The following is a 20,217-nucleotide window of genomic DNA, read 5'->3' on the forward strand; positions in this document are numbered from 1 at the left end:
CACTCACGTAAGTCGGAGCGACGGTGTCACCGCATCTGGTGTGGACCGTCGAGGTGGCGGTTCTCGCCCCGACTAAGGAGTATCGAGCACATGGCTCAGGGCACTGTTAAGTGGTTCAACGCGGAGAAGGGCTTCGGCTTCATCGCGCAGGAGGACGGCGGCGACGACGTCTTCGTGCACTACTCGGCGATCCAGTCTCAGGGTTACAAGTCCCTGGACGAGAACCAGAAGGTCGAGTTCGACGTCACGCAGGGCCCGAAGGGCCCGCAGGCGGAGAACGTTCGCCCGATCTGAAACACCGGGAGATCTCGGGCTTCGGCCTGAGCAGTCTTCGAAGAGGCCCCACCCGTCCGGGTGGGGCCTCTTCATCTGTTTGGGGCATGTCACATGACCCGGACGGGCCAGATTTCACCGGCCGTGTTTGGATCAGTCACTCCTCGGGCACGCTTGCCTTGATGGAGGGGGTCCCCGGCATGCGTATGAGGAGTGATGAGGTGCACGACCAGTTCGACGTGACCCTCGAGGACTCCGACCTCCTCGGCGAGGTCGAGCTCACCACCAACCTGATCATCGCGGCGAGCGAGTCCGATGATCACCTGTCGCCCGCCGAGATCGACCAGATCCTCGGCGTCGTGCCGGAGCCGCGTCAGGAGTCCTGACCGAACGGCCACCCTCCCATACCCCCGAGGGGTATGGTTGAGCCATGGCAGAGCACCAGCACGGCTACATCCACCGCAAGGACGACTACCTCAAGCGGCTGCGCCGCATCGAGGGTCAGGCGCGGGGGCTGCAGCGGATGGTCGAGGACGAGAAGTACTGCATCGACATCCTCACCCAGATCTCCGCGATGACGAAGGCCCTCCAGGCCGTGTCCCTGGGCCTGCTCGACGAGCACATGAACCACTGCGTGCTCGACGCCGCCCGCTCCGACGACGACGCCGCCGCCCAGGAGAAGATGACCGAGGTCCTCGACGCCGTCGCCCGACTGGTCCGCTCCTGAGGCTTGATTGCGGTAGTCCCTGACGATCGGGCCCCGTGGAAACGTTTCCATGGGGCCCGATCGTCAGGGACTACCGCAGCAGGTCAGCAGGTCGCGAACAGCACCGGCCCGGTGGAGAGGTCGGAGAGCACGTAGGTGCCGGGGCGCGGGTCGAGCTCGAGGCGTACGACGCGCCCCTCGGCGGTGGCCGACTCGACGGAGAACCGGTCGGTGAAGTCGCCGCCCTGGCCGGGGGCCGGGCCGCTGGCCAGCGTGGAGCGGCTGTCGGCGTTGTGGCGGGCCTGGTCGTCGTTCTCGAACGCCATCGCCACCCGCACGCCGCCTCCCGGCTGGACCGACATCGCGAAGCCGGTGAGCGGGTCGACCCCGCCGGCGTCGTCGACCAGCTGGTCGCCCTGCTCCGCGTCCGAGGCGTCGGCCTGGCTCATCGCCAGCGCCGAGCACGTGTAGGGGCCGTCGTAGACGGCCGCCGACAGCGGGTCGCCGGAGGCCGCCACGACGTCGGACAGGCCCTGAGGGAGGTCGCCGGAGCCGAGGTCGGACACCGCCTGCTCGAGGTAGTCGGAGGTGTCGCTGGTCAGCACCAGGTGCCGGCCGGCGTCGAGGGCGACGTACTGCAGCTCGGGGGTCAGGTCCGCACCCAGGCTCGGCAGCAGCCGGTCGCCGCCCAGCCAGACCCCGTCCTCGTCGTCCGGGCGGGTGAATCCGGTGCCCTCGAGCTGGTCGGCCAGCTCGTCGAAGTCGGTGTCGTCGGGCATCCGCACGATCACCACGGCCCCGGCCTCGGACTGGGCGAACAGCTCCCAGTCGGCGGTCGCGGGGGAGAAGCCGAACCGCGCCTGCAGCACCGGCGCGGACTGCACGAGCGCGGACGCGGAGGTCAGGTCGCGGTCGTAGCCGTCGTCGAGGAATCCCTGCACCTGCTCCCGCGAGGACGACGCGTCCAGCCGCGCTCCGACGGCGTCACGCACGCCGGCCCAGTCGGTCCACGACAGCCGCTGCGCGTCCGCCGGCGCGTACGACGCCGCCAGCTCGAGGTCGGTGCGCTGGGTGTGGCGCCACCACCACACCCCGGCCGTCACCGCCGGCAGCGCCACCACCAGTGTGACCAGGGCCGCGATCGTGAGGCGTCTGCGCACCAGGGTCTCCTGTTCCGGGCGGGGTGATGTGACACTAGCGGCATGCCCGCGAAGGACGTGCTCGCCGCCGGGGTCGTCGTCTTCCGTCCGGGTAAGCGGGTGCTGCTCGTGCACCGGCCTCGCTACGACGACTGGTCGTTCCCCAAGGGCAAGCTCGACCCCGGTGAGCACTCGGCGGCGGCCGCGGTCCGGGAGGTGGAGGAGGAGACCGGTCTGCACGTTCGGCTCGGGCCACCGCTGACCAGCCAGCGCTACCCGGTGACCGGCGGCCGGATGAAGACGGTCTTCTACTGGGCCGGGCGGGTGGTCGGCCACGACGACGTCAGCGGCTACCGGCCCAACGCCGAGATCGACGACGTCCGCTGGTTCGACTACGACGACGCCCTGCGGCAGCTCAGCTACGACCACGACCGCGACACGCTGCGCGAGGCCCGCCCGCTGCGCCGCAAGACCCACCCCCTGGTCGTGCTGCGGCACGGCCAGGCCCGCTCCCGCCGGGCGTGGCGCCAGGACGACCGGCTGCGCCCGCTCGTGCAGCTGGGCCGGCACCAGGCGCAGCGGCTGGTGCCGGTGCTGGCGGCGTACGACGTCACCCGCATCGTCAGCTCCAGCAGCACCCGCTGCGTGGAGACCGTGGGCCCGTACGCCGACACCACGGGCTGGAAGCTCGAGCTGGAGGACGGCCTCACCGAGGAGGACGCCACCGCGATGTCGGTGGTCTCGGTGGTCGACGAGCTGGTCTCCGCCGCGGTGGAGGGCGCGGTGCTGTGCACGCACCGGCCGGTGCTGCCGGCGGTCTTCGACGTGCTCGGCGTCCCCGACCCGGGACTGAAGCCCGGGGCGATGCTCGTGGCCCACCTGCGCCAGGGCAAGGTGGTCGCCACGGAAGTACACGAGGTCCACTGAGGTCAAGCCCTCCCGGGCTTGTTCACGTGATGTCCGTCTCGTCACTGGCTGTCGGTATCCGACTGGGCGATTCGAGTTCACTCCTCGTTCACCGACGACCCCGGATCCGTCCACCTCGGGTGCCTAACTTCGCTGCTGTCAGCAACGACAAAGACACCAGGAGCTTCGAAGTGATCCGCACTTCCATCCGCCGGGCCATCGTGCCCGGGATCGCCGTTCTCGCGCTCGCCCTCACCGGTTGCGGCGCCGACAACGAGGACGACAGCAACACGGGCGCCGGCTCGGGCGGCGGCGAGAGCAGCACCACCAGCAACCTCTCCGGCGACCTCAGCGGTGGTGGCGCCTCGACCCAGCAGGCGGCCATGGGCGCCTGGGCCGTCGGCTTCCAGGACGCCAACTCCGGCGTGACGGTGAACTACGACCCGATCGGGTCGGGTGGCGGCCGTGAGAACTTCATCTCCGGGGCCTTCCCGTTCGCGGGCAGCGACGCCTACCTGACCGACGACGAGGGCGAGCTCACCAAGGCGCAGGACCAGTGCGGTGGCACGGTCATCGAGGTGCCCGACTACGTGAGCCCGATCGCGATCGCCTTCAACGTGCCCGGGCTCGACGAGCTCAACCTCTCGCCGGAGACGCTCGCGGGCATCATGAGCGGCGCCATCACCACGTGGGACGACGCGGCGATCGCCAAGGACAACCCCGACGCGGACCTGCCGTCCGAGCGCATCAACGCCGTGCACCGCTCCGACGAGTCCGGCACCACGGAGAACTTCACCGACTACCTCGACGCGGTCGCGGGCGACGTGTGGACCGCCGGTGTCGTGGAGACCTGGCCGAGCGACTTCGGAGGGGAGGGCGCCAAGGGCACCTCCGGCGTGGTCCAGACCGTGACCAACTCCGAGTACTCCATCGGCTACGCCGACGCCAGCCAGACCGGTGACCTCGGTCAGGCCAACATCAAGGTCGGCGAGGAGTACGTCGCCCCGTCGGCGGAGGCCGCCGCGAAGATCCTCGAGGTCTCGCCCGAGGCGGACGTCGCCACCGACACCCAGCTGGTGTTCGACCTGGATCACAAGACCCAGGAGTCCGGGGTCTACCCGATCGTCCTGACGTCCTACTTCCTGGCCTGCGGCTCGTACGACGACGCCGCCACCGCCGACCTGGTCAAGGCGTTCGCCGAGTACATCCTCAGCGACGAGGGCCAGCAGCAGGCGGCTGCCGAGGCCGGCTCCGCGCCGCTCTCGGCCGACCTGGCCTCCAAGGCACAGGACATCGTCGCCCAGATCGGCGGCTGAGCAGTTCCACCTCAGACGTCGCGCAAGGGGTCCGGGCCGCCTAACGTGGCCCGGACCCTTGTCGACGTGAATGACCCGAGCAGGAGACACTAGTGACCGTGACGGCGCCACCAGAAGTGGATCGCGAGGAGTCGACCGGACGCGTCGGCGACGTCGTGTTCGCCGGCATCAGCCGCGGTTCGGCCATCGTGATCATGCTCGCCCTCGCCGGCGTGGCGGTCTTCCTGCTCCAGCAGGGCCTGCCGGCGCTCGGCAACCACGGTGAGGCGGCGTACGGCAAGGACAACATCTGGGCCTTCGTGTGGCCGCTCCTGTTCGGCACGCTGCTCGCGTCGGTGATCGCGATGCTCATCGCCGCGCCGCTGGCGATCGGGGTCGCGTTGATCATCAGCCACTACGCACCGCGGCCGGTCGCCAAGGTGCTCGGCTGGCTGATCGACCTCTTGGCCGCGATCCCGAGCGTCGTCTACGGCCTGTGGGGCATCCAGTTCCTGGCCCTGAACATGGTGCCGGTCTACAAGTGGTTCGACGCGCACGCCGGCTGGATCCCGTTCTTCGAGGGGCCGGTCCCGAACTCCGGGCGGACGATGTTCACCGCCGGGCTGGTCCTGGCGGTGATGGCGCTGCCGATCATCACGGCGATCTGTCGTGAGGTCTTCGCGCAAACGCCCCTGATGCACCAGGAGGCCGCGCTCGCGCTGGGCGCGACCCGCTGGGAGATGATCCGCCTCGCGGTCTTCCCGTACGCCCGCTCCGGCATGATGTCCGCCGTGCTTCTCGGCCTGGGTCGGGCCCTCGGCGAGACCATGGCAGTGGCCCTGGTGCTGGCGCCGACCCTGATCGTGTCGTTCAACCTGATCACCGCCGAGCGCAGCTCCTCCACGATCGCCGCCAACATCGCGTTGAACTTCGGCAACGCGTCGGGGTCCAAGATCGACACGCTGATCTTCTCCGGGCTGGTGCTGTTCGTGATCACGTTCGCCGTCAACTTCCTCGGCCGCTCGATCGCGGCCCGGGGCCAGAGGGGCTGAGGACATGGCCGACCTGCAGACCGCGCAGAGCCTGGAGCGGCAGTCGATGCCGCTCACCGGGGCCTCGCTTCCGCGGCAGGCGCCCCTGCTCGCCGCCGTCATCGCCGGAGGGATCGCCGCGCTGATCGCGTTGCTCGGCGGGTTCGGCTGGGTGGCGGCGATCTTCGTCGCCTGGCTGCTGCTGCTGGTCGGGCTGCCGCTGTGGTCGCGGGCCGTCGAGGGCGGCCGCCGCGCCGTCGACCGGATCGTGACCCTGCTGGTCTGGTCGGCGTTCGCCCTGGCCATGATCCCCTTGGTGTCGCTCGTGTGGACCGTGCTCAGCAAGGGCGTCGGGATCCTCTCGAGCCAGTTCTTCAACAACTCGATGCGCGGCGTGCTCGGCGAGGGTGGCGGCATCTACCACGCGATCATGGGCACGCTGATCATCACGGCGCTGGCGACCGTGATCTCGGTGCCGATCGGGGTGCTGACCGCCGTCTACCTCGTCGAGTACGGCAAGACCTCGCGGCTCGCGCAGGTGATCACGTTCCTCGTCGACGTGATGACCGGCATCCCCTCGATCGTGGCCGGCCTGTTCGCCTACGCGCTGTTCGCGCTGTTCTTCGGTCCCGGCGTCCGTATGGGCATCGGCGGCGCGGTGGCGCTGTCGGTGCTGATGGTGCCGATCGTGGTGCGCGCCGCCGAGGAGATGCTCAAGCTCGTGCCCGACGAGCTGCGCGAGGCGTCGTACGCTCTCGGCGTGCCGAAGTGGCGGACGATCACGAAGGTGGTGCTCCCGACGGCGATCGCCGGGATCGTCACGGGCGTCACGCTCGCGGTCGCCCGGGTGGCCGGCGAGACGGCGCCGCTGCTGATCATCGCCGGCTTCACGACCAGCACGAACCTCGACCCGTTCAACGACCGGATGACGACGCTCCCGGTCTTCATCTTCTACTCGATCACCGAGCCCGGTCTGCACGCGGACGCGATGGCCGACTACGCGTGGGGCGCCGCGCTCGTCCTGGTCGCGATCGTCATGTTCCTGAACGTCGTCGCCCGCGTCGTCGGTGGGCTCTTCGCCCCCAAGACCGGCCGCTGAGCAGCCCGAGAGAACGAGGACACACCCCCATGGCCAAGAGCATCGACGTCTCCGACCTGAACATCTACTACGGCGACTTCCTCGCCGTCGAGGGCGTCAACATGACCATCAAGGCGCGGTCGGTCACCGCGTTCATCGGCCCCTCGGGCTGCGGCAAGTCGACGTTCCTGCGGTCGCTGAACCGCATGCACGAGGCGATCCCGGGCGCCCGGGTCGAGGGCAAGGTGATGGTCGACGGCCAGTCGCTCTACGAGCCGTCGATCGACCCCGTCGCCGTACGCCGTCAGATCGGCATGGTCTTCCAGCGGCCCAACCCGTTCCCGACGATGTCGATCTACGAGAACGTGCTGGCCGGCAAGCGACTCAACGCCAAGCGGATGTCGAAGTCGGACGCCGACGCGCTGGTCGAGCGGTCCCTGCGCGGCGCGAACCTGTGGACCGAGGTCAAGGACCGGCTCAACAAGCCGGGCATGAGCCTCTCCGGCGGGCAGCAGCAGCGGCTCTGCATCGCCCGTGCGATCGCGGTCGAGCCGCAGGTGCTGCTCATGGACGAGCCGTGCTCGGCGCTCGACCCGATCTCGACCGCCGCGATCGAGGACCTGATCGCGGAGCTCAAGTCCGACTACACGATCGTGATCGTCACCCATAACATGCAGCAGGCCGCCCGCGTCTCCGACGACACCGGCTTCTTCAACCTCAAGGCCACCGGCGAGCCCGGCCACCTGGTGGAGTTCAACCCCACCAACAAGATGTTCACCAACCCCGACGAGGAGTCGACCGAGGCCTACATCTCGGGTCGCTTCGGCTGAGCCGTCCCTGGGTTTTGGGTAGTCCCTGACGATCGGGCCCCTGTTCGACCCGATCTGGGGCCCGATCGTCAGGGAGTACCCGCTCGGCAGGCCAGCCCTGTGGATGAGCCCGGCACGCGAGAGCCGACCCGGGGCATCGTCTCGGCATGGATCTTTCGGATGTCAGCCGGCCGACGGTGACGGTACCGGTACGCCGTGACCCCAAGGGCCGGACCGGTCCGACGCCGAAGGCTGCGCGGGGGCCGGGCTGGCGCCGTACCGGACGCGGGTTCTACGTCCCCTCCGACGTCGACCCCGACGATCGCGACCAGCGCGTGGTCGAGGCGGCAGCGATGCTGCCCGACGACTGGGGCGGCGTCACCGGTTGGGCGGGGCTCTCGTGGCTGCAGGGCAGGTGGTTCGACGGGTCGCCGTGGGGTGGCGGCCCGACGCGGCCGGTGGTCCTGGCCGTCGGTGGCAATCGGGCGATCCGCCCGCAGCCCGAGTGCCGGGTCGAGACCTCCGAAGAGCGGTTGTGGGACACCGACATCCTGCTCGTCGATGGCGTGCGCGTGACCCACGCCGCGCGCTCGGTGTGCTTCGAGATGCGCTACGCACGCGACTGGCGGCTCGCCGCGGTGAGCTTGGGGATGGCCTGCTTCAACGACCTGGTCTCGATCGACGAGGTCTCGGCGTACGCCGCGGGTCTCAACGGCTGGACCGGGATCCCCCAATGCCGCAAGGCGATCCCGTTTGCTCGCGAGAACGTGTGGTCGCCGCAGGAGGCCATGATGGTCATCCATTGGTCAGTGGATGCGGGCTTCCCGCCTCCGCTGTGCAACGTGCCGGTCTTCGGGCCCGACGGGACGCTCCTGGGGGTGCCGGACCTGCTCGATCCCGTGGTCGGCGTCGCGGGCGAGTACAACGGTGCGCTCCACCTGGTCGACAGTCGCCGGGCGCGTGACCTGGTGCGCGAGGATCTCTTCCGCTCCCATGGGCTCGAGTGCGCCACGATGGACACGGTCGACCTCGCGGATCCGACGGACTTCCTGCGCCGGCTCGCCGCGGCCTACGACCGCGCCGTCCACATCGCGCCGGAGCGGCGCCGATGGACGATCGAGCCTCCACCGTGGTGGGTCGACACCACGACCGTCGCCGCCCGCCGCGCGCTGTCAGACCAGCAGCGTGCCCAGCTCCTGGCGCACCGGGTGGCCTGACCGCTCGGTGTACTCCCTGACGATCGGGCCCCAGTTCAGCCCGATCTGGGGCCCGATCGTCAGGGAGTACCGCCAATCAGGCCCGCGGACTAGCCACCAGACATCGATGACTGTCAAGATAGACGCATGTCGATGTCTTGTGCGGGGTCGGAGTCGTTCGGGTGCTGCGCCCCGCTGGCGCGGGAGCCGCTGAACGAGGACCAGGCGGCGGGGATGTCCGTCATCCTCAAGGCGCTGGCCGACCCGGTGCGGCTGCGGCTGATGTCGATCGTGCTGTCCCACGAGGGCGGCGAGGCGTGCGTGTGCGACCTGCTGCCCGCGTTCGACCTCTCCCAGCCGACGATCAGCCACCACCTCAAGGTGCTGCACGAGTCGGGACTGCTCGACCGCGACAAGCGCGGGGTGTGGGTCTACTACCGGGCCCGCCCCGAGGCGATGGCCGCGGTCGCCTCGGTGTTCGACGTCGACACCCTGACGGAGACCGCCCGATGAGCGCCGTCGAGCACGCCTCGGAGACCCCGGTCATCCAGCGGCTCTCGACGCTGGACCGCTACCTGCCGGTCTGGATCGGCGCCGCGATGCTCGCCGGCCTGGTCCTGGGCCGCGCGGTCGACGGGCTCGACGACGCCCTGTCGAAGGTCGAGGTCGGGTCGGTGTCACTGCCGATCGCGATCGGCCTGCTCGTGATGATGTACCCCGTGCTGGCCAAGGTCCGGTACGACGAGCTCGGGCACGTGACCGCCGACCGGCGACTGCTGGTCTCCTCGATCGTCCTGAACTGGGTGCTCGGCCCCGCGCTGATGTTCGCGCTGGCGTGGCTGCTGCTGCCCGACCTCCCGGAGTACCGCACCGGCCTGATCATCGTCGGCCTCGCCCGCTGCATCGCGATGGTGCTGATCTGGAACGACCTGGCCTGCGGCGACCGCGAGGCCGCGGCGATCCTGGTCGCGCTCAACGCGGTGTTCCAGATCGTGGCGTTCGCGGCGCTCGGCTGGTTCTACCTCGAGCTGCTGCCCGGCTGGCTGGGCCTCGACACCGACTCGCTCGACGTGTCGGTGTGGGAGATCGCCCGCAGCGTGCTGGTCTTCCTCGGCATCCCGCTGCTGGCCGGCTACCTCACCCGCACGATCGGGGAGCGGGCCAAGGGCCGCGAGTGGTACGAGACCCGGCTGCTGCCGCGGATCGGCCCGGCCGCGCTCTACGGCCTGCTGTTCACGATCGTGATCCTGTTCGCCCTGCAGGGCGACACGATCACCAACCAGCCGCTCGACGTGGCCCGGATCGCCGTACCCCTGCTCGTCTACTTCGCGGTGATGTGGACCGGCTCGTTCCTGCTCGGCGTGCGCCTCCGGCTCTCCTACGAGCGGTCCACGACGCTGGCGTTCACCGCCGCCGGCAACAACTTCGAGCTCGCGATCGCGGTGGCGATCGGCGTGTTCGGCGTGACCAGCGGCCAGGCCCTGGCCGGCGTGGTCGGTCCGCTGATCGAGGTGCCGGCGCTGGTCGGCCTCGTCTACGTCGCGCTGTGGGCGCGGCGCCGCTACTACCCGGAGGAGACCACCGCATGAGCGACGTGCCCGAGGTCCTGTTCGTCTGCGTCCACAACGCCGGCCGCTCCCAGATGGCGGCCGCGCTGCTCGCCCACCACGCCCGGGGGCGGGTGCGGGTCCGCTCGGCGGGCTCGGCACCGGCCGACCAGGTCAACCCGGCCGTGGTCGAGGTGATGGACGAGCTCGGCATCGACGTCTCCCAGGAGGTCCCCACCAAGCTCCTGACCGAGGACGTCGCCGCCTCCGACGTCGTGATCACGATGGGCTGCGGCGACGCGTGCCCGATCTTCCCGGGCAAGCGCTACGAGGACTGGGAGCTGACCGACCCGGCCGGCAAGGGCGCCGACGACGTACGCCGCATCCGCGACGAGATCGACCAGCGGGTGCAGGCGCTGCTCGCCGAGCTCGTCTGACTCCTCGCGCCTCGACGACCTCTCAAGGCACAGCGTGGCCGGCCGATGGCTGTCACATGGGGGCGACTGAGCCTACGCCGCGGCGCGCGGTCGTGATCGAGGACGATGCGGACATCGCGTCGCTCCTCCAGGTCGCCCTGGCCTCGCAGGGGTTCGAGGTGACGATCGCCCCCGACGGCGTCACCGGCATCGAGCGGGTCGCGGCCCTCGACCCCGACCTGGTCACCCTCGACGTGGGGCTGCCGGGCATCGACGGGCTCGAGGTGTGCCGGCGGATCCGGCCGACGACCGACGCCTACGTGATCATGGTGACGGCCTACGGCGAGGAGATCGACCGGCTGATCGGGCTCGAGACCGGCGCCGACGACTACCTGACCAAGCCGATCAGCGTGCGCGAGCTCAAGGCCCGGGTCAACGTGCTGTTCCGCCGCCCGTGGCGGCTGCGCGTGGTGCCCGGGTCCGCGGGCCCGCCGGCCGACCACGTGGTGCTGCGGCACGGCGACCTGGTGGTCGACGTCGACGCCCACCGGGTGTGGCGCGACGGCGAGCAGGTCGACCTGACGCCGACCGAGTTCAGCCTGCTGGCCACGCTGATGCGGGCTCCTACCCGGGTGTGGACCCGGGCCCTCCTCCTCGAGGAGGTGTGGGGTGGTGGCTGGGACGAGACGCACCTCGTCGAGGTGCACATGGGCAACCTGCGCCGCAAGCTGGGCGACCGGCGCGGGCAGGCCCGGTTCGTCGAGAACGTCCGGGGCGTCGGCTACCGGATGCTCGCCGCCGGTTGAGCTCCCGGTTGAGCTCCCGGCTGAATCCGCAGGCGATCATCCCGCCCTCCGTTCGGTGAGGTACGTCGTGAGCGCCCGCTCCGCCCGCCGCCCGGCGTGCGTGAGCCCGTCGGCGTGGCTGCGCGCGGCGGCGAGGTCGTGGCGGCGGACGCTGAGCTCGATCACGGTCGCGAGCCGCTCGAGCTCGCGGGCCCCGACCGTGGTGGAGGAGACCTTGAGGCTGAGCGCCGCGTCGAGCGCGGAGTCGAGGTCGGCCGGGTCCTGCTCGGACCCGAGCGCCGCGCAGATCCGGTCGAGGCGCTGCGGCAGCAGCTCCTGGTAGCGGGCGGCGAACGTGGCCGGGTACGCCGGGTCCTCGAGGTCGTCGGCCAGCCGGCCGAGCGCGGCGTCGTCGAGCGCGTCCGGGACGGGTGCGCCGTCGTCGGTGTGCTCCTCTCCGCGGCTCCAGATCAGGCTCGAGCCGAGCACGACCAGGGCGCCGAGCGCGAGCCAGAACAGCCCGTGCCGCACGATCGGGGCGCGCAGCGCGCGTACGACGTTGCCGACCGCGGGGACGACGTGCGCGACCCGCCAGACGGTGTCGCCCTGGACGGTGGCCCGCCACGGGTCGGGGGCGGCGTTGGCGTCGCCCTGGGTGCGGATGATCGTGCGCCCGTCGGTGGTGTGGCGCACCGCGATCACCCGGTGCGTCTCGAGGTGCTGGTCGGCCACCGGGGCGTGGAAGGTCAGGATGTCACCGACCGCGATGTCCGAGGTGGGCTTGGGTACCGAGACGACCACGTCGCCGGGGTCGATGGTGCCGGCCATGCTGCCGGTGAGCATGGTGGCGGTGCGGTAGCCGAAGATCCGGGGACCGAGGCCGAGCCCGGCGAACGCGACCAGGCCGCCGACCAGCAGCACCGTCAGCACCGCGCTCACGACCCGGTCGAGCCGCGAGCGTCGTACCCCCGCCACGGCGCGGTGCCGCGGCGTGGCGGAGACCCGACCGCCCCGCGGGAAGGAGATGACATCGGTGGTCATGGCTTCCTCCTCTGCGGGGCGGGTCGGGCGGTCGGGTCGTGCGGGTCAGGGCAGCGGGACCGGCGTGATCGCGGTGGTCTCGGAGGCGCGCTGGGTGCCGGTCACGACCCAGCTGACGGTCGCGGACTTGCCCTGCGTGGTGTTCGCCGCGGTCGTCGGCAGGGTCAGGGTGCCGCGCAGGTAGACCTTGGCGTCGCTGTTGAGCTTGGTGACCCAGGCGGCTGGCAGCGGGTAGTTGGTGACCGGGCCCGCGCCGCTGAGCGACCCGTTGTAGAGGGAGACCGCGCCGGTGCAGGTCTTGCCGTCGGTGGGGACCTGGGTGGTGCAGGTCTCGACCTGGAGGTTCATGGTGCTGGCGAGCTCGCCGCTGACCGAGGAGCTGACGGACAGTCCGTCGAGCGTGAGCGAGCCGGCCTGGCGCTCGAGGGTGATCGGCACGTAGGCCACGTCGCCGGCGGCCATGTTCGACTTGGTGACCGAGACGCCCTTGTCGTAGCCGTTCATCAGCACGGCGACCCGGCCGGAGTCGACCTTCGTGTCTGCGCTCGTGGTGTCGGTGTAGGCGCCGAACGTGCCGACCCCCGCGACACCGGCGGCGCCGGCCACGAGAGCGACGGTGGCGGCGATCTTGGTGAGGTGCTTGCGAGCGGAGCGCATGGTCCGGTTCCCTTCCCTGGGTGACCGGGCCTCTCGCCCGGTCGGTGCATCCTTGACGTGCACCAGCCTGCGACACGCGCGACAAGGCACATCGGTGCCGAGGTAGCGGATTCGTGCAAGAGAAATGCAAGGTGGGTCGGGCTCGGTAGTCCCTGACGATCGGGCCCTTGGGAGCGCTCCCAAGGGGCCCGATCGTCAGGGAGTACCGTCGACGGACGGCCGACCTACTGGCCGATGACCAGGTGCAGCACCCAGTAGCAGACGGCGGCGACGAGGCCGGCGGCCGGGAAGGTCAGCACCCAGGCCGCGACGATCGAGCGGGCGACACCCCAGCGGACCGCCGAGAAGCGCTTGGTGGCGCCGGCGCCCATGATCGCGGAGGTGATCGTGTGGGTGGTCGAGATCGGCGCCTGGAAGGCGAACGCCGTCGTGTACAGCACGCCGGCGGCGACGGTCTCGGCGGCGAACCCGCGGGCCGGGTCGAGGTGGATGATCCGGCGGCCGAGGGTGCGCATGATCCGCCACCCGCCCGACCAGGTGCCGAGCGAGATCGCGCCGGCGGCGCAGATGATGACCCAGACCGGGAGGCTGTCGTTCTCGGAGACGTAGCCGCCGGTGAGCAGCGCCAGGAAGATCACGCCCATGGTCTTCTGCGCGTCCTGGAGGCCGTGGCCGAGCGCCATCGCGGCCGCCGAGATGGTCTGCGCGAGGCGGAACCCGCGGAACACCCGGTGCGGGTTGCGTTTCTTGAAGATCCACATGATCGCGAGCATCAGCAGGAACGCCGCCGCGAACCCGACCAGGGGCGACCCGACCATCGGGATCACGACCTTGTCGATGATCACCTTCCACTCGACCGTCGACCCCGACGCGAGGGCCGCGCCGACCAGACCGCCGATGAGGGCGTGCGAGGACGAGGAGGGCAGGCCGAAGTACCAGGTGATCAGGTTCCACGCGATGGCGCCGAACAGGCCGCCCATCACGATCACCAGACCGTGGGAGTCCTCAGGGATCGTGATGACGCCGCTGACGGTGTGCGCCACCTCCTGGCCGAGGAATGCGCCGAGGAAGTTCATGATCGCAGCCATGCCGAGCGCGATGCGCGGCGTCAGCGCCCGCGTCGACACCGACGTGGCGATGGCGTTGGCGGCGTCGTGGAAGCCGTTGGTGTAGTCGAAGGCGAGCGCGACGACGACGACCGCGATGATGATCGCGAGGTCCATGGAAGGTCAGGACTCCTTGACCGCGATCTGCTCCACGATGTTGGCGACCTTCTCGAACGCGTCGATCGCCTCCTCGAGGGACTCGACGATGTCCTTGAGCTTGAGCACCTCGATGGTCTTGAACTCACCGCTGAAGAGCTTCGCGAGCGTACGGCGGTGGTTGCGGTCGCCGGTGTTCTCCAGCCGGTTGACCTCGATCCAGTACTCCTCGAGCGACTGCATCGACTGGAGCCGCGGCATCGCGTCGGCGGTGAGCTCGGCGCACCGCTGCAGCACCTCGACCTGCGTCGAGAGCTCCGGCGGCATCACCTTCACCTCGTAGAGCAGGATCAGGTCGACGACCTCGTCCATCATGTCCATCACGTCGTCGAGGCCCGACCCGAGCGCGTAGATGTCCTCGCGGTCGAAGGGCGTCACGAACGTCGTGTTGACCTTGCGGATCAGCGCGTGCGTGGTCTCGTCGGCGTTGTGCTCGGCCTCGCGCATGCGCCGGGCCACGTCCTCGTGGTCGGCGCCCTCGCCGAGCATCTCGGCGAGCAGGTCGGCCCCGGTGACGAGGTGCTGTGCTGACTCGGTGAACAGGTCGTAGAACGACGTGTCGACGGGCCGGAATCTCAAACCCACGGATAACTCCTGCTGAGGAGGAAGAGAACGCGCAACAGACTAGGGGGTGCCGCGGCGATTCGTGCAAGCGAGGGGCGCGCGAGCCTGGTCGCCGCGCCGGCCGCCGCGATCACGCCTGGATTAGGCGGGGATCGGGAGGAATTCAGCCGCTCGTACGCCGCCTCCGCTGTGCCTCGATCAGCGCCTCCTGGAGATGGACGGAGCCGGCGTTGTGGTGCCACTCGCCGGTGCTGTCCAGGTCCCACGCGGCGGTGCCGGGGGCGAACGCCAGGTCGAGCAGCCGGGCCACCTGGTCGACGCTGTCGGCGGGCAGCCGGACCAGCACCTCGACCCGGCGGTCCAGGTTGCGGTGCATCATGTCCGCCGACCCGATCCACGCGGTGGGGGACCCGCCGTTCTCGAACCAGAAGATCCGGCTGTGCTCGAGGAACCGGCCCAGGATCGAGCGCACCGTGATCGTCTCCGACAGCCCGGGGACGCCCGGGCGCAGCGCGCAGATGCCGCGCACCAGCAGCTCGATCGGCACCCCGGCCTGGGAGGCGAGGTAGAGCGCGTCGATGACCGCCTCGTCCACCACCGAGTTGGCCTTGAGCCGGATCCGCGCCGGCCGCCCGGCCTGCTGGTGGGCGACCTCGCGGTGGATCTGGTCGATCAGTCCGGTGCGGATCGAGTCCGGGGCGACCAGCAGCTCGTCGTACGTCGCGTTGCGCGACCACCCGGAGAGGTTGTTGAACAGGTGGGCGACGTCCTCGCCGATCCGCTCGTTGGTGGTGATCAGCCCCAGGTCCTCGTACATGCGGGAGGTCTTGGGGTTGTAGTTGCCGGTGCCGATGTGGGTGTAGCGACGGATGCCGTCGGGCTCGTCGCGCACCACCATCGAGAGCTTGCAGTGGGTCTTGAGGCCGACCAGGCCGTAGACGACGTGGCAGCCGGCCTGCTCGAGCTTGCGGGCCCACCGGATGTTGGCCTCCTCGTCGAAGCGGGCCTTGATCTCGACGATCACCAGCACCTGCTTGCCGGCCTCGGCGGCGTCGACGAGGGCGTCGATGATGGGGGAGTCGCCCGACGTGCGGTAGAGCGTCTGCTTGATCGCGAGCACGTGCGGGTCGGCGGCGGCCTGCTCGAGGAAGCGCTGCACCGAGGTCGCGAACGAGTCGTAGGGGTGGTGCAGGAGTACGTCGCGGCGCCGGGTGGCCTTGAAGACGTCGACGGGCGCGGCCGACTCCACCTCGGCCAGCCGCAGGTGGGTGGTCGGCAGGAACGCCGGGTACTTCAGCTCCTGGCGCGGCAGGTCGGCGATGTCGTGCAGGCCGCGCAGGTCGAGCGGCCCGGTCAGCCGGAACACCTCGGCCTGCGACACGCCCAGCTCGGAGATCAGCAGGTCGAGCACCTGCGGGGCGATCGACTCCTCGACCTCGAGCCGCACCGGCGGCCCGAACCGGCGGCGCAGCAGCTCCTTCTCCAGCGCGGCGAGGATGTTCTCGGCGTCGTCCTCCTCGACCTCGAGGTCCTCGTTGCGGGTGACCCGGAACGTGTGCACCTCGAGCACGTCCATGCCCGGGAACAGCCGCTTGAGATGCTCGCGGATCACGTCCTCGAGCGGCACGAACCGCTGGTTGCCGACCGGCACGAACCGGGCGAAGATCGGCGGCACCTTGACCCGGGCGAAGTGCTCCTTGCCGGTGCGCGGGTTGCGGATCAGCACCGCGAGGTTGAGCGAGAGCCCCGAGATGTACGGGAACGGGTGGGCCGGGTCGACGGCCAGCGGGGTGAGCACCGGGAAGACCCGGTCGCGGAACAGCCGCTTGCAGGTCTTCTGCTCCTCGCGGTCGAGGTCGTCCCAGCGGACCAGCTCGATGCCGACGTCGGCGAGCGCGGGCACGACCTCCTCGCGGAACACCCGCGCCTGCCGCTCGACCAGCCCGCGGGTGGTGGTGAGGATCAGGTCGAGCACCTGGGCCGGCATCAGCCCGGACGCGGCCGGCACCGCCACGCCCGCGGCGATGCGCCGCTTGAGGCCGGCGACCCGGACCATGAAGAACTCGTCGAGGTTGCTGGTGAAGATCGCCAGGAACCGGGCCCGCTCGAGCAGCGGCAGGTGGGGGTCCTCGGCCAGCTCGAGCACCCGCTGGTTGAACCGGAGCCACGAGAGCTCGCGGTCGAGGAACCGGTCGTCGTACTTCTCGACCGCGGCGATCTCGTCGTGGTCGGGGCGGTACGGCGGCTCCACCTCGAAGGACTCCTCCGGGACGTCCTCCCCGTGGCTGGAGGCCCGGGTGTCGAAACCGTCCGGGGGCAGGCTCTCCAGGCTCATGCCGGCCAGTCTGACACTTCGGGGTGAACGGTAGGTTGCGGTCGTGACCACCCGACACCGTCTCCAGGTGCTGCTGGAGACCCTGGGCCTCCGCGTCGCGATGGCGCTGCCGGAGCGCCTGCAACGCCTCCTCGGCGGCCGCGCGATCGTCCGCGACGGCCAGACCCTGGCCGCGGACACCCAGCTGATGCTGCGGATGCAGCGCCTGGTGCGTGAGCCGGGCGCCGAGACGCTGCCGATCCCCGCGGGCCGCGAGGCGATCCGGCGGCACGCCGGCATGACCGGCGGCCGCCAGCGGATCGGTGTGGCCCGCGACCTCACGGTCGCCGGCCTCCCGGCCCGCCTGTACACCCCGACCACGGCCGCGGTGCCGGGCCCGCTGCTGCTGTTCTTCCACGGCGGCGGGTTCATGTACGGCGACCTCGACTCCCACGACGCCTCGTGCCGGTTCCTGGCCGAGCGGTCCGGGGTGCGGGTGCTCGCGGTGGACTACCGGCTCGGGCCGGAGCAGCCGTTCCCCGCGGCGTACGACGACGCGCTCGCCGCGCACCGCTGGCTGGTCGACCACGCGGCCGAGGTGGGCGCCGACCCGGCCCGGCTCGCGGTCGGCGGCGACTCCGCGGGCGGCAACCTGGCCGCGGTGGTCGCGATCGAGGCGGCCCGCGCCGGGCTGCCGCTGGCGTTCCAGCTGCTGGTCTACCCAGCCACCGACGCGGTCCGCGAGACCGAGAGCGCCGCGCTGTTCGCCGACGGCTTCTACCTGACCAAGGCGTTCATGGACCTCGCCAACCAGTGCTACATCGGCCGCACCGACCCCCGCGACCCCCGCGTCTCGCCGCTCTACGCGGACCTGCCGGCCGGCCTCGCCCCGGCGTACGTCGCCACCGCCGGCTTCGACCCGCTCCGCGACGAGGGTGAGGCCTACGCCCGCCGGCTCGCCGACGCCGGCGTCCACGTCGAGCTGCAGCGCTTCACCGACCAGATCCACGGGTTCTTCAACATCGTCGGCGTCGGCCGCACCAGCCGCGCCGCCAACGCCGAGATCGCGGTGAAGCTCAGAGCCGCGCTGGCTTGAGCGTGTGGGGTAGTCCCTGACGTTTGGGCCCCTTGGGAAGGCTCCCATGGGGCCCAAACGTCAGGGACNGCCACCCTGGGGCCCAAACCGTCGGGGACTACCGCTCAGGCGGCGTGGAACCGGCTGCCGGGGCGGACAGTGCGGTGTCTGGGATCAGCCTGCTTGAAGCCAGACACCGCACTGTTCCGTGGCCCGGGCGGTCAGGGGCAGCGCGGGCAGCGGACCAGCTGGCCCTCCCAACCGAGCCGCTGCATGACGGACGCGACGGCGGCGGCGGTGGCGCAGCTGCGGGCGAACACCTGGGCGAACCCGAGCCGCAGCGTCGTCCCGGCCTCGGACACCAACGTGTCCAGGTCGCGCTGGAGGTCGCGGTCGTGGGCGGCAGCGGTGCCGTGGAACAGCCAGCCGTCGAGCTCGACGACCAGGCCGAGCGCGGCGTACCGGACGTCGAGGTAGGCCCGGGTGCCACCCGTGATCCGGACCGCCTGCCGGGCGCCGACGGGCAGTCCGTGCGGTCGCTCGATCAACGTGAGATAGCCGTGCTCAAGTGCCGAGCAGGTGCCTTCCGAGACGTCCACCAGCACGGCCGCGAGGAAGTCCCGCCGCGGGATCCGGGCGCGTGCGGCGAGGCACCCGAGCAGCCGACGAGCGGTCGTACGCCGGGCGCCGCAGGCGTCCGCGAGCACACCGACCGCGGCGACGTCGTCGCGGGCGAGGACGGCCAGGTCGAGGATCGTCTCGTCGTAGCGGACCCGCGGCGGGCCGAGGTTCCACTGCACCCGCGCGTCGAGATCGGCGACGCGGTGCAGCCGGACCCCCGGCGGCGACGCACGGTGGCGGACCGGTCGACGGCCACGTGGATGGTGGTGTCGTCGATCTCCCGCCGGCCGGGACCCTCATGAGCGCGCCGCGCAGACTCGCCGTACAGCGCGGCCGGCCAGCAGGCGAGCACGGCCGCCCAGGCGCGCTGCTGCCAGGTCAAGGGGCCGGTGTGGTCGACGTACACACCAGGATGGACGGTGACCCACTCGCGGCGACGCAACAGGCGGGCGACGGAGGTCGCGGTCTCACCAGCCTCGAGCGCCTGCGCGCGGCGGATCAGGCCGTCCTGCTCCTGCAGCACTCGCGCCAGCTTGTCCATGCCGCCATCGTCTGCCGCGGAGCGTCGCGCCGCGACCGATCGGCGACCGGCCTGTGGACGAACGGCGTCAGCGGGAGCGGAAGAACCCGCGCTTCTGGCGCTGCAGGTCGAGCAGCTCGGCGCGCACGTGGTCGAGCTCGACCGCGAGGTCGCGGGCCTTCTGCTCGGCCTCGGCCCGCTCGCGCATCGCGTCCTCGGCGATCTCGGCCTGCCGGCGTACGGCGGCCTCCACGGCGCTGCGGTCCAGGGCGCGCTGCTCGGCCGAGGCCTCGGCCTCGGCCCGCAGCCGGGCCTGCTCGGCGGCCGCCTGCTCGGCGGCGGCGCGGGCCGCGACGGCGGCCTGCAGGTCGGCCAGCGCCTGGCGCAACTGCTCCTCGACGGACTGCCGCTCGGTGGCGGACTGGCCGGCGAGCTCGGCGTGGGCGCGGGCGTCCTCCTCGGCCGCGCGGCGCTGCTCGGCCGCGTCGGCGGCGGCCCGCTCGGCGGCGGCGCGGGCCTCGGCGTGCTCGCGGGCGGTGGTGTCGGCGACCGCGCGGGCCTCGTGGGCCAGGGCGGCTTGCGCGGCCTGCTGCTCGGCGCGCTGGTGGGCGCCGATCTGGTCGGTGGCGGCGCGGGCCGCGGCCTCCGCCTGCTCCTGGGCGCGCATCTCGGCGGCCTCGCGGGCGGCCTGGGCCTCCTCGGCGCGGGCCGTGGCCGCGCGGACCGTCAGCTCGGCGGCCTCGCGGTCGGCGTGGGCGGCGGCAGCGGCGGCGGCCTGTACCCGGGCGGCCTCCTCGGCGGCCTCGCGGGCGGCGGCGGACTCGGCGGCGGCGGTCTCGGCGGCCAGCCGGGCCTCGTGGGCCTCCCGGGCCCGGTCGGCGTGGGTGCGGGCGTTGTCGTCGGCGGCGATCCGGGCCTCGTGGGCGGTGCGCAGCGCTTCGGCCAGCTCGGAGGCGGTGCGGTGCGCACCGCCCACGAGGCC

At 71.2% G+C, this 20,217-nt stretch carries 21 protein-coding genes and 1 pseudogene; 14 read left to right on the top strand and 8 right to left on the bottom strand.

Annotated elements, in window-relative coordinates:
* Positions 1-90 precede the first annotated feature (90 nt).
* From QQZ14_RS14885 to QQZ14_RS14895, 3 genes are all read left to right on the top strand, one after another.
* Complete coding sequence (locus QQZ14_RS14885) at positions 91-294, top strand: cold-shock protein (RefSeq protein WP_116570574.1); 204 nt, start codon at positions 91-93, stop codon at positions 292-294.
* A 200-nt stretch (positions 295-494) separates the two neighbouring features.
* Complete coding sequence (locus QQZ14_RS14890; protein WP_284535117.1) at positions 495-659, top strand: hypothetical protein; 165 nt, start codon at positions 495-497, stop codon at positions 657-659.
* A gap of 44 nt (positions 660-703) precedes the next feature.
* The gene (locus tag QQZ14_RS14895) at positions 704-1,000 is read left to right on the top strand and encodes a metal-sensitive transcriptional regulator (protein ID WP_284535118.1); all 297 of its coding nucleotides are present in this window, start codon (positions 704-706) and stop codon (positions 998-1,000) included.
* Between the two features lie 83 nt (positions 1,001-1,083).
* On the opposite strand, the gene QQZ14_RS14900 is transcribed toward QQZ14_RS14895, so the two are convergent.
* Positions 1,084-2,139: a hypothetical protein gene (locus QQZ14_RS14900; protein ID WP_284535119.1), complete on the bottom strand. Its 1,056-nt coding sequence runs from the start codon at positions 2,137-2,139 to the stop codon at positions 1,084-1,086.
* A gap of 42 nt (positions 2,140-2,181) precedes the next feature.
* Between QQZ14_RS14900 and QQZ14_RS14905 the strand changes: the two genes are divergently transcribed.
* From QQZ14_RS14905 to QQZ14_RS14950, 10 genes are all read left to right on the top strand, one after another.
* Positions 2,182-3,045: an NUDIX hydrolase gene (locus tag QQZ14_RS14905; RefSeq protein WP_284535120.1), complete on the top strand. Its 864-nt coding sequence runs from the start codon at positions 2,182-2,184 to the stop codon at positions 3,043-3,045.
* Positions 3,046-3,215: 170 nt separating this feature from the next.
* Positions 3,216-4,340 carry a phosphate ABC transporter substrate-binding protein PstS gene (gene pstS / locus QQZ14_RS14910; protein WP_284535121.1) on the top strand — a complete coding sequence of 375 codons (1,125 nt, stop codon included), beginning with the start codon at positions 3,216-3,218 and terminating at the stop codon, positions 4,338-4,340.
* A 98-nt stretch (positions 4,341-4,438) separates the two neighbouring features.
* Positions 4,439-5,371 carry a phosphate ABC transporter permease subunit PstC gene (gene pstC / locus QQZ14_RS14915; RefSeq protein WP_284535122.1) on the top strand — a complete coding sequence of 311 codons (933 nt, stop codon included), beginning with the start codon at positions 4,439-4,441 and terminating at the stop codon, positions 5,369-5,371.
* A gap of 4 nt (positions 5,372-5,375) precedes the next feature.
* Complete coding sequence (gene pstA, locus QQZ14_RS14920) at positions 5,376-6,449, top strand: phosphate ABC transporter permease PstA (protein ID WP_284535123.1); 1,074 nt, start codon at positions 5,376-5,378, stop codon at positions 6,447-6,449.
* Between the two features lie 29 nt (positions 6,450-6,478).
* Positions 6,479-7,258 (top strand): phosphate ABC transporter ATP-binding protein PstB, encoded by a 780-nt coding sequence (gene pstB, locus QQZ14_RS14925; protein WP_284535124.1) that lies wholly within the window; start codon positions 6,479-6,481, stop codon positions 7,256-7,258.
* A 146-nt stretch (positions 7,259-7,404) separates the two neighbouring features.
* Entirely contained in the window at positions 7,405-8,454 is a 1,050-nt protein-coding gene (locus tag QQZ14_RS14930; protein WP_284535125.1) for a hypothetical protein, read from the top strand.
* A 126-nt stretch (positions 8,455-8,580) separates the two neighbouring features.
* Positions 8,581-8,946 carry an ArsR/SmtB family transcription factor gene (locus tag QQZ14_RS14935; RefSeq protein ID WP_284535126.1) on the top strand — a complete coding sequence of 122 codons (366 nt, stop codon included), beginning with the start codon at positions 8,581-8,583 and terminating at the stop codon, positions 8,944-8,946.
* Positions 8,943-10,022, top strand: a complete 1,080-nt coding sequence (gene arsB, locus QQZ14_RS14940; protein ID WP_284535127.1) for an ACR3 family arsenite efflux transporter — start codon at positions 8,943-8,945, stop codon at positions 10,020-10,022. The genes QQZ14_RS14935 and arsB overlap by 4 nt, the downstream gene beginning before the upstream one ends.
* Positions 10,019-10,417, top strand: coding sequence for an arsenate reductase ArsC (locus QQZ14_RS14945; RefSeq protein WP_284535128.1), 399 nt, complete (start codon positions 10,019-10,021; stop codon positions 10,415-10,417). The genes arsB and QQZ14_RS14945 overlap by 4 nt, the downstream gene beginning before the upstream one ends.
* A gap of 56 nt (positions 10,418-10,473) precedes the next feature.
* Positions 10,474-11,202 carry a response regulator transcription factor gene (locus QQZ14_RS14950; protein WP_284535129.1) on the top strand — a complete coding sequence of 243 codons (729 nt, stop codon included), beginning with the start codon at positions 10,474-10,476 and terminating at the stop codon, positions 11,200-11,202.
* Between the two features lie 36 nt (positions 11,203-11,238).
* Here QQZ14_RS14950 and QQZ14_RS14955 read toward each other — a convergent pair whose 3' ends face one another.
* The 5 genes from QQZ14_RS14955 to QQZ14_RS14975 all read right to left on the bottom strand — a co-directional run bounded on the left by QQZ14_RS14955 (position 11,239) and on the right by QQZ14_RS14975 (position 17,040).
* Positions 11,239-12,222 (bottom strand): signal peptidase I, encoded by a 984-nt coding sequence (locus QQZ14_RS14955; RefSeq protein WP_284535130.1) that lies wholly within the window; start codon positions 12,220-12,222, stop codon positions 11,239-11,241.
* 45 nt (positions 12,223-12,267) lie between these two features.
* Positions 12,268-12,879 carry a SipW-dependent-type signal peptide-containing protein gene (locus QQZ14_RS14960; protein ID WP_284535131.1) on the bottom strand — a complete coding sequence of 204 codons (612 nt, stop codon included), beginning with the start codon at positions 12,877-12,879 and terminating at the stop codon, positions 12,268-12,270.
* A 224-nt stretch (positions 12,880-13,103) separates the two neighbouring features.
* The gene (locus tag QQZ14_RS14965) at positions 13,104-14,102 is read right to left on the bottom strand and encodes an inorganic phosphate transporter (RefSeq protein ID WP_284535132.1); all 999 of its coding nucleotides are present in this window, start codon (positions 14,100-14,102) and stop codon (positions 13,104-13,106) included.
* 6 nt (positions 14,103-14,108) lie between these two features.
* The gene (locus QQZ14_RS14970; protein ID WP_284535133.1) at positions 14,109-14,726 is read right to left on the bottom strand and encodes a DUF47 domain-containing protein; all 618 of its coding nucleotides are present in this window, start codon (positions 14,724-14,726) and stop codon (positions 14,109-14,111) included.
* 142 nt (positions 14,727-14,868) lie between these two features.
* The gene (locus tag QQZ14_RS14975) at positions 14,869-17,040 is read right to left on the bottom strand and encodes an RNA degradosome polyphosphate kinase (protein WP_284535134.1); all 2,172 of its coding nucleotides are present in this window, start codon (positions 17,038-17,040) and stop codon (positions 14,869-14,871) included.
* 43 nt (positions 17,041-17,083) lie between these two features.
* Here QQZ14_RS14975 and QQZ14_RS14980 point away from each other — a divergent pair, with 43 nt between their 5' ends.
* On the top strand, positions 17,084-18,115 hold the full coding sequence (locus QQZ14_RS14980) for an alpha/beta hydrolase (RefSeq protein WP_284535135.1): 1,032 nt from the start codon (positions 17,084-17,086) through the stop codon (positions 18,113-18,115).
* 200 nt (positions 18,116-18,315) lie between these two features.
* On the opposite strand, the gene QQZ14_RS14985 is transcribed toward QQZ14_RS14980, so the two are convergent.
* Both QQZ14_RS14985 and QQZ14_RS14990 read right to left on the bottom strand, forming a co-directional pair.
* Positions 18,316-18,894: a hypothetical protein gene (locus tag QQZ14_RS14985; protein ID WP_284535136.1), complete on the bottom strand. Its 579-nt coding sequence runs from the start codon at positions 18,892-18,894 to the stop codon at positions 18,316-18,318.
* A gap of 429 nt (positions 18,895-19,323) precedes the next feature.
* Positions 19,324-20,217, bottom strand: a pseudogene (locus QQZ14_RS14990) (hypothetical protein); the annotation flags it as partial.

Source organism: Nocardioides sp. T2.26MG-1 (assembly GCF_950101795.1).
GTDB lineage: Bacteria > Actinomycetota > Actinomycetes > Propionibacteriales > Nocardioidaceae > Nocardioides.

Excerpts from the sequence above, each read along its gene's own strand:
- QQZ14_RS14885 (WP_116570574.1), top strand. The coding sequence starts at position 91 with ATGGCTCAGGGCACTGTTAAGTGGTTCAACGCGGAGAAGGGCTTCGGC.
- QQZ14_RS14895 (WP_284535118.1), top strand. The coding sequence starts at position 704 with ATGGCAGAGCACCAGCACGGCTACATCCACCGCAAGGACGACTACCTC.
- QQZ14_RS14905 (WP_284535120.1), top strand. The coding sequence starts at position 2,182 with ATGCCCGCGAAGGACGTGCTCGCCGCCGGGGTCGTCGTCTTCCGTCCG.
- pstA (WP_284535123.1), top strand. The coding sequence starts at position 5,376 with ATGGCCGACCTGCAGACCGCGCAGAGCCTGGAGCGGCAGTCGATGCCG.
- pstB (WP_284535124.1), top strand. The coding sequence starts at position 6,479 with ATGGCCAAGAGCATCGACGTCTCCGACCTGAACATCTACTACGGCGAC.
- QQZ14_RS14930 (WP_284535125.1), top strand. The coding sequence starts at position 7,405 with ATGGATCTTTCGGATGTCAGCCGGCCGACGGTGACGGTACCGGTACGC.
- QQZ14_RS14935 (WP_284535126.1), top strand. The coding sequence starts at position 8,581 with ATGTCGATGTCTTGTGCGGGGTCGGAGTCGTTCGGGTGCTGCGCCCCG.
- arsB (WP_284535127.1), top strand. The coding sequence starts at position 8,943 with ATGAGCGCCGTCGAGCACGCCTCGGAGACCCCGGTCATCCAGCGGCTC.
- QQZ14_RS14945 (WP_284535128.1), top strand. The coding sequence starts at position 10,019 with ATGAGCGACGTGCCCGAGGTCCTGTTCGTCTGCGTCCACAACGCCGGC.
- QQZ14_RS14950 (WP_284535129.1), top strand. The coding sequence starts at position 10,474 with ATGGGGGCGACTGAGCCTACGCCGCGGCGCGCGGTCGTGATCGAGGAC.
- QQZ14_RS14955 (WP_284535130.1), bottom strand. The coding sequence starts at position 12,222 with ATGACCACCGATGTCATCTCCTTCCCGCGGGGCGGTCGGGTCTCCGCC.
- QQZ14_RS14960 (WP_284535131.1), bottom strand. The coding sequence starts at position 12,879 with ATGCGCTCCGCTCGCAAGCACCTCACCAAGATCGCCGCCACCGTCGCT.
- QQZ14_RS14965 (WP_284535132.1), bottom strand. The coding sequence starts at position 14,102 with ATGGACCTCGCGATCATCATCGCGGTCGTCGTCGTCGCGCTCGCCTTC.
- QQZ14_RS14975 (WP_284535134.1), bottom strand. The coding sequence starts at position 17,040 with ATGAGCCTGGAGAGCCTGCCCCCGGACGGTTTCGACACCCGGGCCTCC.